The sequence below is a fragment of the Microthrixaceae bacterium genome, assembly GCA_016702505.1.
Classification (GTDB): Bacteria; Actinomycetota; Acidimicrobiia; order Acidimicrobiales; family Iamiaceae; genus Aquihabitans.
In genome coordinates, this window is record JADJDU010000013.1 from 97,649 (window position 1) to 110,850 (window position 13,202).

A 13,202-nucleotide genomic window follows, 5' to 3' on the forward strand; every position below is an offset into this window, starting at 1 on the left:
TCTGCCTTTCGGCGGACCCTTCCGGCGGATCCGGGCTTAGTCCGCGTTGAGACGGGCGTGTATTGCCTTGTTGGCCTTGTAGATCTTCCCGAACTCGGCGTAGAGCGGCGCGTAGGCGGAGCGGGTGTCGGGGTCGGGGTGGAACTCTCGGTCTATCGACACCGACCGGTTGAGTTCCTCTAGTGACTGGCGGCCGAGGGCCAACCAGGCCACGAAAGCCGCCCCTCGGGTGTTGGCGTGCTGGGGTTCCGACACCCGCCTGATGACCCGGTCGCACACGTCGGCATGCATCTGGCACCACAGATCGGACTTGGCTCCGCCGCCGATGAAGTTGAGACCGTCGAGTGGCTTCTTTATGAACTTCTCGACCACGTCGAGCAGCCATCGGCTGTTGAAGGCCACGCCCTCGAACACCGATCGAACCAGGTCGGCTCGGTTGTTGGTGAGCGACACGTTGTTCCACCCACCGCGGATGGTGTGATCGTCGACCGGGGTGCGCTCGCCGTTCAGCCACGGGGTGAAGATGACCCGGTTGGAGCCGGCGGGTGCGCTCTGGGCCAGACGGTTGGCTTCGTCGAGGTCGCTGACCATGCCGGCCTGTTCCTGCAACCACAGCAGCGCCGCGCCGCCGACCTCGTGCTCGTTGGCCAGGAAGTAGCGGCCCGGTACGGCCGAGGGAAGCGCGGCCTGGTTGTGGAGCAGGTCGGTGCGCTTGGTGGGCAGGTGGCACGACAACCAGCTGGAGGTTCCCATGTAGAGGTGGCCCTCGAAGTCGCCCAGCGCCCCCGACCCGACCACTGCGGAGTGGACGTCGCCGGTGGCGGTGACCACCTGGGTACCGGGGGCCAGGCCCCAGTCCGCGGCTACGGCGGCCAGGACCTCACCGACGATGGTGGCCGAGGGAACCAGTGGGGGAAGCTGCGATTCGCGAAGACCGCACAGGGCGAGCAGTTCGGCGTCGTAGGTGACCCGGCCTAGGTCCCGGTTGTCGGTCAGCCAGTGGGCCACGATCGAGTCGTAGGAGGCGCAGATCCGTCCGGTGAGTCGGGCGTTCAGGTAGTCGCAGGGCTCGAGGAAGTAGCGGGTGGATGAGTAGACCTCGGGTCGCTCGTGGCGGAGCCACAAGATGTGCCCTATCGGGTCCTTGCCGGAGTGACTGGGGATTCCGCCGGTCTTTTGGATCCAGGACTTGAGTCTCAGCGGGTGATAGCCGGCCACGTTGATCTTGGCGCTGACCAAATCGTGCACGTAGGGGGCACCCCGGGAATCCATCCAGATGACCGCGGGGTAGAGGTGCTGGCCGGTCTCGTCTACGGCCACCGTCCCCGACCATTGCGAGGTGATCGACACCGCCACGATCTGGTCGGCGGGGACCCCGCCGTTGTCGACCACGGCCCGAACTGCCACGGTGATGGCCTGCCACCACGCGTCGGGGTCCTGCTCGGCGGCTCCGTCGCCTTGGATGTCGAGCGGTGTGGGCTCGAACTCGCTGGCGGTGATGCGGCCATTGCGGTCCACCAGCGCTGCCTTGGGTCCCCCGGTGCCGAGGTCGATGGCCAGGACGTGTTCGTTGCTCATGGCGGTGCTGGTCCCCCTGTGGATCAGATCAGTCAGATGTGTAATACCAGCCGTCGGGCAGGTCGACCACGCCGATGCAGTCACCGGCCACCCTCCACAGCGCGACCGGGACGGGGGTGGGGTCGTGGCGATACCAGTCGGGGAAGTTGGCGGCGATGGCGTCGGTGGCCTCCCGAGCCCGGTAGTGCGGGATCCGGTGGTCGATGTGGTGGGCGACGTGGGTGCTGCCGATGCGGTGGTGGAGGAAGTCGATAATCGGGCCGTACGGGCGGTCGACGGTCTGGAAGGCGCCCTTGAGCCAGCTCCAGTCGTCGCTGTCGAAGTGAGGGATGTCGAGGTCGGTGTGCTGGAGCCACGTGTAACCGACCAGCCAGGCGTTGGCCACCAGGAGGGGGCCGACGTAGAAGGCCACGACCGGAGCGATCGAACCGGCGGCGACCGCCCACCAGATGAGCAGGCCGTGCATGGCGATCACCCCAGCGGCAGAGAACCACACCCGCCGGTGCCAGCGGGCCGGGAAGAGATCCGATGAGAAGCGGCCGTGGGGGAAGAAGTGGTTGGTCAGCCCGCGCTCGGGGCCGCCGGTCGCACCGAAGAAGAGGTAGGCGGGCCAGCCCAGGACCAACATCTTGAACAGGGCGATGACGGCGTAGCGGGTCCGTCCGATCCTGGACCGGAGGCCAGGGCGGCCGGTCAGGGGTCGGGGTACATGGGTTTCGCCCTCGGTGAGGTGGTTGGTCTTGGCGTGGTGGACGGCATGGCTGCGCTGCCACGAGAAGTAGGGGACCATCAGCGATGTGTGCAACAGGTAGCCGATCGTGTCCTGGAGCACCTTGTTCTTGGAGAAGGCGCCGTGACCGCATTCGTGGGCCAGCACCCATAGGCCGATAGCGGCCGTACCGGTGACCAGGGCGTAGAGAACCCAGACCGGCGCCCATGCCCAACTCAGGGGCAGAAGGGCCCAAGCAGCAACGACTGGAACGGCGGTGATGGCCAAGGACACTGCCAGGTGCACGAGCGATCGAGTGGTCGAGATCTCGAAGCACCGGTCGGGAATGGCCGCTCGCACGTCGGCTCGGGTGGGCACAGGCATTTCGACAACGGACACGAGGCGCGATTCTGGTCGGTCGAAGGCCGGATCGAAGAGTCGGGTCCCACCCGGTCCGTGAGGAGACCGGCACGCACGGTGACTCGTTGGGCTTCAATCCCATACAAGTTGACAAATTAACGCAAGATGTTAACTTGCTCGTCGTGACCGACCCTGATGTTCGTGACCGGGTACTGCAAGCCGCGGTGGAGGCGGCGGCCATCCATGGGATCTCCCGGCTCACGGTCGGCGATGTAGCCAAGCGGGCCGGGGTGTCTCGTCCCACGCTCTACAAGCACTTCCGGTCCAAGGAGGAACTGGTTGCCGCCGCGGTGGAGCGTGAAGCAGACCGCATGGTCAGCGCTGTCGCCCCCGCCGAGCTACCCGATGACCCTCGGGCCGCGTTGGAAGCCGGCATCTTGGCGGTACTCCAGGTCACCAGAGATCACCCCCTCCTCGATCGGCTGATCCGCACCGAACCCGAGTCTCTTCTGCCGCTGATCCTCGAAGACGGCGGCCCGGTCTCATCTCGGGTGCGCGCCACCATCGACGCCATCGTTCGTGAACGGTTTCAGGTGGTCGAGCTCGACGAGGTCGTGTTGCGACGATTCGTCGACCTTGTCACCCGCCTGGTGATCAGCTACGCGGTCAACGCGCCCGATGACCCCCCCGACGTGGTGGCCCGGATCGCCGCCGCCGTCCTGGTGGACGGGGCGTGGTCCTTCATAGATCCCTCCGCCAGTCCGCTCCGCCGCTCTCACCCGTGAACCCCGCCCGCCCTGGAGGCCAATCCCCGATGACCGCGATCAGCCCCGACCCCGCCGTCGAGTTCGCCGCCGAGCTCGGAAGGTCCGGTGTCACCGAGCACGATGACTCCAGCACTAGGCGCTACCGAGACCCCAAGAAGTACCTGTGGACCATCGGCCTGGTGGTCCCCCTACTACCCCTCGGAGCCCATCGCTGGGCCCAAGGAACCGGCCTCGATGCCATGTACTGGATGGGTCCACTTTGGATCCTGGTCCTCATGCCCATCCTGGACACGTTGCTCGGCACCGACCAGTCCAACCCGCCCGATTGGGCCGTCCCCCAACTGGAAGCCTCCCGTTGGTACCGGGTCCTCACGTGGCTGTATGTACCCCTCCAGTACGCCGGGCTGGTGTTCGCCTGTCACGTGGTGGTCAACAACGACCTGTCGTGGTTCGCCTGGCTCGGGTACGCCCTGACCGTGGGCACGGTCGCGGGCGTGGCGATCAACACCGCCCATGAGTTGGGCCACAAACGAGCAGGGCTGGAACGACGCCTGTCCAAGGTGGCCTTGGCCCAGACCGGGTACGGCCACTTCTACGTCGAGCACAACCGGGGCCACCATGCCCGGGTCTCCACCCCCGAAGATCCCGCCAGTGCCCGCATGGGTGAGTCGCTGTGGGAGTTCCTGCCTCGCACCGTCATCGGAAGCCTCCGATCGGCATGGGAGCTCGAAACCGGCCGCCTCGCCCGTAAGGGGCTCCGGTGGTGGTCTCCTCGCAACGACATCCTCAACGCCTGGGCCCTGTCGGTGGTCCTGTTTGCGGCTCTGGTGGTGGCCTTCGGCCCGGCCGTGGTGCCCTTCCTGGTCGTCCAGGCCGTGTTCGGGTTCTGCCTGCTCGAGGTCGTCAACTACATCGAGCATTACGGCCTGCTCCGTCAGCGAGTAGCCAACGGCCGCTACGAGAAGTGCCAGCCGGTGCACAGCTGGAACAGCAACAACATCGCTTCCAACCTGGCGCTCTACCACCTGGAACGTCACTCCGATCACCACGCCAACCCCACCCGACGGTTCCAGGCTCTTCGCCACTTCCCCGACTCTCCCCAACTGCCATCGGGTTACGCGCTGATGATCACCATCGCCGCCGTACCTCCGTTGTGGCGCCGGGTCATGGATCACCGGGTCCTCGACCACTACGAGGGTGATATCACCCGAGCCAACATCCACCCGCGCCAGCGGGAGCGGATCCTGGCTCGCTACGCCGCCTAAGGCTGGGTCCGCCGAAAGGCAGAGCCTTCCGGCGGAGTTCGATCGCCGGCCTGACGGCCGACGTCTTCGCTGCTACGAACGGAAAGCCGATCTCCGCAGGTCGGGGGCTCCGCCACGAAGGGCTCTGCCCCCGAACCCCCGCCCAGTCCTGCTGCTCCAACTCGTCAGACGGCCGAACACCATTGGTGGCCACTCAGCGAGGCGGATATGCCTGGGTGACCAGGGAGGATTGAGCACGACTCACCGTCGATCGGTGGATCGAAGCGAAGGAGGCGAGATGCTCTTATCGATTGTCAAGGCTGGGTCCGCCGAAAGGCAGAGCCTTCCGGCGGAGTTCGGCTGAGTGCCTACGATGGGCGTCGGCCTCGGGAAGCCCGGGGTGTCGGTCGAGGAGGATCACGTGGACGTTCGCATCGGTGTCACCCACAGCCCCAAGGAGATCGGGCTGGAGATGCCCGACGGCACCGACTCCGAGGAGTTGAGGGCCAGCGTCGACAAGGCCATCGCTGACGGCTCCACGCTCTGGCTCACCGACCGTAAGGGGCGTCAGGTCGGCGTGCCGGCCGAGAAGCTGGCCTACGTGGAGATCGGCCGACCCGACGACCGTCGAATCGGTTTCGGCGGCTGACCCGAACCATCTGTCACCCGAGTGAGGGTGGCCCCCATGATTCCTCTGCTCGATCGAAAGCTCCTGTTCGTCACCGGAAAGGGTGGCGTGGGCAAGAGCACCATCGCGGCCTCGATCGGGCTGCTGGCCGCTGAGCAAGGCAAGAAGACTCTGGTCTGCGAGGTCGACGCCAAGGGCAACCTGGCCGACTTCTACGAGGCCGGAGAGACGGCGTTCACCGCTCGCGAGCTCCAACCCAACCTGTGGGCCATGTCCATGGACACCGAGGCGTCGCTCAAGGAGTACCTGAGCCTCCAGCTCCGCATACCAATGTTGGGCCGTATCGGACCGGTGGCCCGCACCTTCGACTTCATCGCCACCGCCGCCCCCGGGGTCAAGGAAATCTTGACCATCGGCAAGCTGGCTTGGGAGGTACGCGAACGCCACTACGACTTGGTGGTGGTCGACTCGGTGGCGTCGGGGCACATCATCGGTCAGCTCACCGCACCCCAGGGGATCAACGAACTGGTGTCGGTGGGAATGGTCCGAAACCAGACCCAGTGGATGCTCGACATCCTCACCGACCCGGCTCAGACCGGAGTGGTGATCGTGTCGGCGCCAGAGGAGATGCCGGTCACCGAGACGCTCGAGCTCACCGCTCGCCTCCGGGAGGAGACCAACGTCGACCTTGCTGCCGTGGTCGTAAACCGTGTGCTGCCCGAGCTTTTCACCGACCGGGAGGAAGCTCTCTTCGAACAGCTCCGAACCCCCGAGCGGGTTAGCGCCCTCTCGGCCGCGGCCGGAGGAGACGTGGCTCCCATCCTCGATGCCGCCGAGTTGGCTGTCACCCTGCGGCGGACGCGGGCCGGGCACCTGTCCCGACTTCGGGCCGGGCTGGACCCATCGCTTCCCCTGCTGTTCGTTCCCTACCTGTTCAGCCGCACCCATGGGGCCCGGGCTACCAGGCAGGTGGCTGAGCTGTTGGCCGAGGAGCTGTGATGGCGGCCGACGTTTCAGAACAACCAGCCGAAGAGGAGCGGGTTCGCACGCTCGAGCAGCTCCTGGCCACCAGGGAGATCGTGATCTCCTGCGGTTCGGGTGGTGTGGGCAAGACCACTACCGCGGCCGCCGCCGCGGCGATGGCCGCCACCCATCTGGGTGGCAAGGTGCTGGTGCTCACCGTCGACCCGGCCCGCCGGTTGGCTACCGCTCTGGGGTTGGAGCAGTTCGGCAACGTCGAGACCAGGGTGCCCGACTCCGCCTTTGCCGAGGCCGGAGTCACGCCCCGCGGTGAGCTGTGGGCCGCCATGTTGGACACCAAGCAGAGCTGGGATGACCTGGTGGCCCGCCACGCGCCCGATGACCGCACCCGCCAGGCCATCCTGGCCAACTCCATCTACCAGAACATCTCGGCCCGCTTCGTCCAGAGCCACGACTACATAGCCATGGAGCGGCTCTATGAGATCCACTCCTCGGGCAACTACGACCTGATCGTGGTGGACACGCCGCCCACCCGCAACGCCATCGACTTCCTCGATGCCCCCGAACGCATGGCCGACTTCTTCTCGTCCAAGTTGTTGCGCTGGCTGACCGCGCCGGCCAAGTCCCGAGTGGTCAACATGGCGTCCAAGCCGTTCTACACGGTGGCCGATCGCATCCTGGGCTCGCAGTTCCTGGAGGACATCGCCGAGTTCTTCGGACTTTTCCAGACCATGGCCCCTGGGTTCGTGGCTCGAGCCGAAGCGGTTTCTCGGGTTCTGGCCGACCGTCGTACCAGCTTCGTGGTGGTGTCCACGTTGGAGGCGGCACCCCTCCACGAGGCCGAGTTCTTCATCGAGACCCTTCAGGAACGCCGCTACCACCTGGGCGCGCTGGTCCTCAACAAGGTGTTGCCCTCGTACCTGCGGCGCACTGCCACCACCGGGGTAGCCCGTCGCTTGGTGGCCGACGCCGAGGAGATCGCCGGCGGTCTACCCGACCTGGCTGATGTCGGAGACCGATCCGATGTGGCCCGGGTGCTGTCGACGGTGGGGGAGAGCTTCCTCAACTACCAGGTGGTGGCCAAGCGAGAGGCCGAGCAGCGGGCCAGCCTGGCCCAGAGTCCCGATGTGGTGGCCGCAGTGCCCTACTTCGAGTCGGACATCGCCGACCTGACCGGCCTCCTAGCGCTAGGCGACCAGATCTGGCGCTGACGTCGTCACCGCCGGGTCAGCTTCTCGCGCACCCAAGTGAGGAGCGACGCTAGCGGCATCAGCAGCAATGCCACAGGACCGTAGGCACCGTTGGCGCCTGCGTTGGACACCTCGATCGCCTCGGCGAAAGCCAGGTCTTTGCCGACCGGATCAGGTTCGGATCCATGGGCCGTCACGTGCTTCCCCCTGGGATGGACGAACTGTGGTGGCGGCGATCCTACGATGCCCTCTGTGGCATCGCTGGCCGAGCTCGTGCGCAACCAGACCCCGCTGGCGCCGGCCCAGACCATGCACCTCCAGCGGCTGGTGGCGTCATGGAACATGCTGGCCGACTTCTGCTTCGCCGATCTCGTCTTGTACGTACCGGTGCTCAACCACCCTTCGGTGGCCCCGGGCCATCACGCCGATCCCCTGAGCGACCCTGATTCGGACCTGCAGCGGATGGTGGTGGTCGGCCACGTTCGGCCGTCCACGGCCCAAACCGTTTACCGGCGGGACCTGATCGGTGACATCGTGACGTCTGACGATCGACCGGTCGTCGCCCGAGCCATGGCCGTGGACGAGATCATCGAGGGCGAGGTCGAGGTGGCAGACGTCCATGAGCAGGTGCGGATCCTGTGCATTCCCGTCAGGCATGAGGGCCGGACCATTGCGGTCCTGTCCCGGGAATCCATCCCGTCGGTGGGTCGTTCCCCCGGGGAGCTGGAACGGACCTACAGCAACATTTTCAACCGCTTTGCCCGCATGATCGCCGCCGGCCAATACCCGTTCCGCGTCGACGACTCGGATTCCAAGGAATCCCCCCGCGTCGGTGACGGGGTGGTGGTGTTGGATCGCACGGCTGCGGTCGAATATGCCTCGCCCAACGCGGTGTCGGCACTGCACCGGATGGGCGTCCATGCCAACAGCGAAGGTCGGCGTCTCGGCGAGGTGGGCCTGGACGACGAGCCCATCCGGGATGCCTTCACGGTGAGCAAGCCCATCACCCAGGAGGTCGAGCGAGGTGAGGTGATCATTCTCCTCAAGTGCATCCCCATGCTCGACTCGGCGGGGGTTTCGGGCGCGGTTGTGCTGTTCCGTGACGTCACCGAGGTCCGCCTCCGGGACCGCCTGCTGCTGTCCAAGGACGCCACCATTCGCGAGATCCACCACCGGGTCAAGAACAACCTCCAAACGATCTCGTCGCTGCTCCATTTGCAGGGTCGTCGAACCGACAGCGAAGAAGCCCGTTGGGCGATCACCGAGTCGGTACGTCGCATCCAGTCGATCGCCCTGGTGCACGAGACGCTGTCGCGTGAGGCCGGAGAGGAGGTGGCCTTCACCGAGATCATGCGGCCACTGGTGCAGATGGTGAGCGAAGCCGTGTCCTCACCCGAACGCACCATCACCTTTGAGGTGGTTGGAGACGCGGGCACGCTGCCAGCTCAGGTGGCGACACCGATGGCGGTGGTCCTCACCGAACTGCTCCAGAACACCGCTGATCACGCTTTTCCGGCCACAGCTCGACAAGCCGTGCCGGCGAGGGTCTGCGTCGAGCTCGAACGGTCGGAGTCCGAGTTGGTGGTCCGAGTGGTCGACAACGGAGTGGGGGTTCCCGAGGGCTTTGAGATCGCCAAGGCCAAAGGCTTGGGGTTGTCGATCGTCCGAGCCCTTGTGGAGTCGGATCTGCGGGGGCGCATCGACCTGGATGTTCCCGAGTCTGGGTACGGAACGTCCATCACCGTGGGCGTACCGTTGGAAACCTTCGCCAACTGAGGTTGGGAGGTCGGCCGGACGCGACGATGCCGACCCCGGAGGGTCGGCATCGAGGCGACAGCTAGCTTGGAGGTTATCGCCCCCCACCGGGGCGGAGAGGGATGGTCAGGCGGTGCGGCGGGCCCGGTTGTTCAGCTTCTTGCGGAGCTGACGGCGCTCCTCCTCGGAGGTGCCGCCCCAGATGCCGGAGTCCTGGTTGGTGGCGATGGCGAACTCGAGGCAGGCTGCCTTGGAGTCGCACTGGTTGCATACGGCCTTGGCGTTGGCGATCTGCTCGATGGCGGGGCCGGTGGTGCCGACCGGGAAGAAGAGATCGGGGTCGGTGTCACGACAAGCCGCAGTGCGGCGCCATTCGTCGGACTCGATCGTGAGCGTCAAAAGGTGAGCGGAGCTCAGGGCCACGGTGCCTCCAAGGTTGGGTGTCACGATCCAGGCGGGTAGCTCGTGACTCGGTTCACATGCCGTTCCGACCGCTAAAGCGCAGGTGGGGGGTTCGGACGGCGACGACCACGGTACCGGCCGTTGCGTACTCCTGCAAGCACTTTTTTCACAAATCGTTCACCTCTTTGTCACCCTCCGGCTGTCACGGAGAGAAACCGCAGGTCACAGGCGGAGACCGGTGTGGGTCGTAGGTGACAAACTCGGTGTCATGGTGAAGGTGATCGCCCATCGAGGGGCCTCGGCTGCCGCCCGTGAGAACACGATCGAGGCTTTCCGCCTCGCCGCCGAGTTGGGTGCCGACTGGGTCGAGCTGGATGCCCGCAGGACCAGCGATGGCCACATCGTCGTCAACCACGACGCCGAGCTCCCCGATGGCCGGGTGATCTGCGAGCTGACCCGCAGCGACCTCCCGTCCTACATCTGTGAGCTGCACGAGGCGCTCGACGCCGCCGCGGGGCTGTCAGTGAACATCGAGATCAAGAACTTCCCGGGCGACGCCGACTTCGACGAGACCGAGACGGTGGCCCGCCAGGTGGTCGAGCTGGTCGGTCAGCGAGGCCAGCAGGCCGGGGTGCTCATCTCCTGCTTTCACCGGCCCACCATCGACCTCATCCGCGAACTGGATCCCGCCATCGCCACCGCCATGCTCGGCTACCAGCCCACCGATGCCGGGCTGAACGACGGCGACTGGGCCGGATGGATGGACGCGATTGCATCGGGTGGGCACCGCGCCGCGCACCTGTGGTACCCGGTGGTCGACGCCACCGTCCTCAACGCCGCCCATGCCGTGGGTCTGGAGGTCAACGTTTGGACGGTCAACGATCCCGCGGACATGGCGGCGTTGATCGATGCCGGAGTCGATGGACTGTGCACCGACGTGCCCGATGTGGCCAGAGCAGTCCTGGACGAGCTCGGGCTGTGAGGAGACGGGCGGTCAGGCCTGGTCGAACAGGTTCGAGCCCGGGACCTCGGTCCCGCAGAACTGGCAGGTGGCGCGGTCTCGAGGTACCGCGGCCTGGCATTGCGGGCAGGGCCGGGCCGGACGCGTCACCCGGTTGTCGATCTGGCCGTCGCTGGCGTCGAGGGTGCGCACCATGTGGACCAGGTGCTCGTCGGTGAACCCGAGGTGCTTGGACAGCAGTTCCCACATCGCCTCGGTCAGGAGGAGGAGCCGGTCGAACCGCTCCTCCATGTCATCGAGTCGGTCTCGCTGGCGGCCCTGGAGATTGTCGGCGGCCATCCGATCCTGCTGAATGCCACCCCGGACCTCTTGGACTCTCATCTCGTTGTACAGGTTCCAGTGCGCCACGCCCGGAATCTATTGCCGATCGGGTCCCTCGTCGACGGGTAGAACCAAGTCGAGCACCTCGGGCTCGTGTCGCAGCTCCACCCTGGTGATCTCGCCCAGGTAGTCACCGTCGATCTGGTGTGGAAACGGTCGTCCCCCGAGTCCCTCGACCACCACCGCGTCCACGTCGCTGCGGTAGTGGACAGACCGATCACGTTGCAGCGCGCCATGGCCTTGGAGTGCCTTGAACATCACCCTCATGGCCCTGTCGGCGCGTAGGGATCGAACGGTGACCATGGCCAGCCCGTTGTCGAGCGTCGCATCGGGAGCGATGTCGAAGGGCCGGTTGCCGATGAAGGTGTAGGGGTTGGTGTTGCAGCAGACCGCGAAGTAGCCGTCGTCCACCCCGTCCCCGTCGGGATAGCGAACCGAGAAGTGGGGGTGCTTGCGGTCGTAGTGGCGGGCCAGCGTGTCGAAGCCGGCGTACATGAACAGGGCGTGTCCGGCCCAGCGCTTCAGGCCCGCCCGCTTCTCCACCTGTTCCACCAAAGCAGCATCGAAACCCAGACCGACGTGGAAGCAGAAGTAGCGACCGTTGGCCACGCCCAGCCCCACCCGACGGATGGAACCGGCCTCCAACGCTTCCAGGGTCATGGCCGTGGCCTCCACCGGATCGTTGGGCAGGCCGATGGTGCGGGCGAAGACGTTGGTGGATCCCCCCGGTAGCACGGCCAAAGCTGTGGCGCTACCGGCCAGGCCGTTGGCGGCCTCGTTGACGGTGCCGTCGCCTCCGAGTACGACCACCACCTCGACCCCGTCGGCGGCCGCCCCTTGAGCCAGGCGGGTGGCGTGGTTGCGGCGGGCGGTCTCGACCAGTTCGACGTCGTGATCGCCGGCCAGTGCCTTGCGGATAACCACTCGGGTGCGAGCAGTAACCGACGATGAGAACGGGTTCACCAGCAACAGCACCTTCACCGGTGCGAACCGTAGGCGGGAAGCGGTGGGCAGACCGATTTGTCCGACCTCGTCCGGCCGTACAAACTCACCAGCCATGAACATCGTCGTCTGTGTGAAGCAGATCCCTGACCCCGCCGACCCCGGCGCGCTCAACGCGGATCACACCCTGAAGCGTGATGGCAAGCTGATCCTCGACGAGTCCGACTCGTACGGCGTCGAGATGGCTCTCCAGCTCGTGGACAAGGCCGGCAGCGGCGAGGTCACCCTCGTCTCCATGGCCCCGAACGGTGAGGTCTCGGGCCTTCGTACCGCGCTGGCCATGGGTGCCGCCAAGGCCGTGCTGGTCTCCGACGACGCCCTCAAGGGCGCCGGAGCGCTCGACACCGCCAAGGTGCTCGCCGCCGCCATCAAGCGCGTCGATGGCGCCGACCTGGTGCTGGCCGCCACCGAATCCTCCGATGGCTACACCGGCACCGTGCCCGAGCAGATCGCCGCCGTGCTCGACCTTCCGTCGATCACCTTCGCCAAGTCGGTCGAGATCGCCGATGGCACCGTCAAGGTGCAGCGCCAGACCGAGGCTGGCTACGACGAGGTCGAGGCACCGCTGCCCGCCCTCGTCTCGGTCACCGCCGGTGTGGTCGAGCCCCGCTACCCCTCCTTCAAGGGGATCATGGCCGCCAAGTCCAAGCCCGTAGACACGGTCACCGTCTCCGACCTCGGCATCGACTCGGCCCTCGTGGGCTGGTCTGGTGCCGGCCAGGAGATCGTCGACGTCGCTGCCGCTCCCGCCCGTGAGGCCGGTGAGGTGTTCGAAGACGACGGAACCGCCGCCCAAAAGATCGTCGACTTCCTCGACGGCCTCAAGGTCCTCTGAGACCCCCACCCGAGAAAGGAACGAAGAACATGGCTCTTTCCAAGGTTTGGGTCCACGCCGAGACCACCGACAACGGCGTTGCTCCTATCACCCTCGAGATGCTCGCCAAGGCCCGTGAGATCGCCGACACCGTAGAGGTGTTCACCGGCGGCGACGGTGCCGCCATCGCCGCCACCGTCGGCGCCCACGGCGCCTCCAAGGTGCTGGCCACCGGCGACCTCAGCGGCAAGCTCCAGGGCGTGTACGTGGCAGCGGCCCTGGCCGCCGCCATCGAGGGCGGCGACGCTCCCGATCTCATCATGCTCGGCACCACCCAGGACGGCCGTGACATCGGCGCCCGCCTGTCGGTGAAGATCGACAAGCCCGTGCTCACCAACAACACCGACATCGAGGTCGGCGACGGCATCGT

At 66.3% G+C, this 13,202-nt stretch carries 15 protein-coding genes; 9 read left to right on the forward strand and 6 right to left on the reverse strand.

What is annotated here, in order from left to right; translation table 11 throughout:
• Nucleotides 1-36: 36 nt before the first annotated feature.
• Complete coding sequence (locus IPG97_14020; protein ID MBK6857625.1) at nt 37-1,578, reverse strand: FGGY-family carbohydrate kinase; 1,542 nt, start codon at nt 1,576-1,578, stop codon at nt 37-39.
• A gap of 28 nt (nt 1,579-1,606) precedes the next feature.
• Nucleotides 1,607-2,671, reverse strand: a complete 1,065-nt coding sequence (locus IPG97_14025) for a fatty acid desaturase (GenBank protein ID MBK6857626.1) — start codon at nt 2,669-2,671, stop codon at nt 1,607-1,609.
• Between the two features lie 158 nt (nt 2,672-2,829).
• Between IPG97_14025 and IPG97_14030 the strand changes: the two genes are divergently transcribed.
• The 5 genes from IPG97_14030 to IPG97_14050 all read left to right on the forward strand — a co-directional run bounded on the left by IPG97_14030 (nt 2,830) and on the right by IPG97_14050 (nt 7,478).
• Nucleotides 2,830-3,432, forward strand: coding sequence for a TetR/AcrR family transcriptional regulator (locus tag IPG97_14030; GenBank protein ID MBK6857627.1), 603 nt, complete (start codon nt 2,830-2,832; stop codon nt 3,430-3,432).
• A gap of 29 nt (nt 3,433-3,461) precedes the next feature.
• Entirely contained in the window at nt 3,462-4,679 is a 1,218-nt protein-coding gene (locus IPG97_14035; GenBank protein MBK6857628.1) for an alkane 1-monooxygenase, read from the forward strand.
• Between the two features lie 400 nt (nt 4,680-5,079).
• Nucleotides 5,080-5,307 (forward strand): DUF3107 domain-containing protein, encoded by a 228-nt coding sequence (locus IPG97_14040; protein MBK6857629.1) that lies wholly within the window; start codon nt 5,080-5,082, stop codon nt 5,305-5,307.
• A gap of 36 nt (nt 5,308-5,343) precedes the next feature.
• Nucleotides 5,344-6,285 carry an ArsA family ATPase gene (locus IPG97_14045; protein MBK6857630.1) on the forward strand — a complete coding sequence of 314 codons (942 nt, stop codon included), beginning with the start codon at nt 5,344-5,346 and terminating at the stop codon, nt 6,283-6,285.
• Nucleotides 6,285-7,478 (forward strand): ArsA family ATPase, encoded by a 1,194-nt coding sequence (locus tag IPG97_14050; protein MBK6857631.1) that lies wholly within the window; start codon nt 6,285-6,287, stop codon nt 7,476-7,478. Before IPG97_14045 ends, IPG97_14050 begins: the two co-directional genes overlap by 1 nt.
• Nucleotides 7,479-7,483: 5 nt before the next feature.
• Here IPG97_14050 and IPG97_14055 read toward each other — a convergent pair whose 3' ends face one another.
• Nucleotides 7,484-7,654 carry a hypothetical protein gene (locus IPG97_14055; GenBank protein ID MBK6857632.1) on the reverse strand — a complete coding sequence of 57 codons (171 nt, stop codon included), beginning with the start codon at nt 7,652-7,654 and terminating at the stop codon, nt 7,484-7,486.
• A 55-nt stretch (nt 7,655-7,709) separates the two neighbouring features.
• Here IPG97_14055 and IPG97_14060 point away from each other — a divergent pair, with 55 nt between their 5' ends.
• Nucleotides 7,710-9,233 carry a sensor histidine kinase gene (locus IPG97_14060; protein MBK6857633.1) on the forward strand — a complete coding sequence of 508 codons (1,524 nt, stop codon included), beginning with the start codon at nt 7,710-7,712 and terminating at the stop codon, nt 9,231-9,233.
• A 105-nt stretch (nt 9,234-9,338) separates the two neighbouring features.
• On the opposite strand, the gene IPG97_14065 is transcribed toward IPG97_14060, so the two are convergent.
• Nucleotides 9,339-9,599, reverse strand: coding sequence for a WhiB family transcriptional regulator (locus tag IPG97_14065; GenBank protein ID MBK6857634.1), 261 nt, complete (start codon nt 9,597-9,599; stop codon nt 9,339-9,341).
• Between the two features lie 283 nt (nt 9,600-9,882).
• On the opposite strand from IPG97_14065, the gene IPG97_14070 reads away from it, so the two are divergent.
• Complete coding sequence (locus IPG97_14070; protein ID MBK6857635.1) at nt 9,883-10,596, forward strand: glycerophosphodiester phosphodiesterase; 714 nt, start codon at nt 9,883-9,885, stop codon at nt 10,594-10,596.
• A 12-nt stretch (nt 10,597-10,608) separates the two neighbouring features.
• On the opposite strand, the gene IPG97_14075 is transcribed toward IPG97_14070, so the two are convergent.
• Together IPG97_14075 and IPG97_14080 are read right to left on the reverse strand one after the other, a co-directional pair.
• A complete protein-coding gene (locus IPG97_14075; GenBank protein MBK6857636.1) occupies nt 10,609-10,983 on the reverse strand; it encodes a zinc ribbon domain-containing protein in 375 nt (124 codons plus the stop codon).
• Nucleotides 10,984-10,992: 9 nt separating this feature from the next.
• Entirely contained in the window at nt 10,993-11,937 is a 945-nt protein-coding gene (locus IPG97_14080; GenBank protein MBK6857637.1) for a diacylglycerol kinase family lipid kinase, read from the reverse strand.
• A 76-nt stretch (nt 11,938-12,013) separates the two neighbouring features.
• On the opposite strand from IPG97_14080, the gene IPG97_14085 reads away from it, so the two are divergent.
• The gene (locus IPG97_14085; GenBank protein MBK6857638.1) at nt 12,014-12,793 is read left to right on the forward strand and encodes an electron transfer flavoprotein subunit beta/FixA family protein; all 780 of its coding nucleotides are present in this window, start codon (nt 12,014-12,016) and stop codon (nt 12,791-12,793) included.
• Nucleotides 12,794-12,822: 29 nt separating this feature from the next.
• A partial coding sequence (locus tag IPG97_14090) for an electron transfer flavoprotein subunit alpha/FixB family protein (GenBank protein ID MBK6857639.1) occupies nt 12,823-13,202 on the forward strand: 380 nt, incomplete at its 3' end.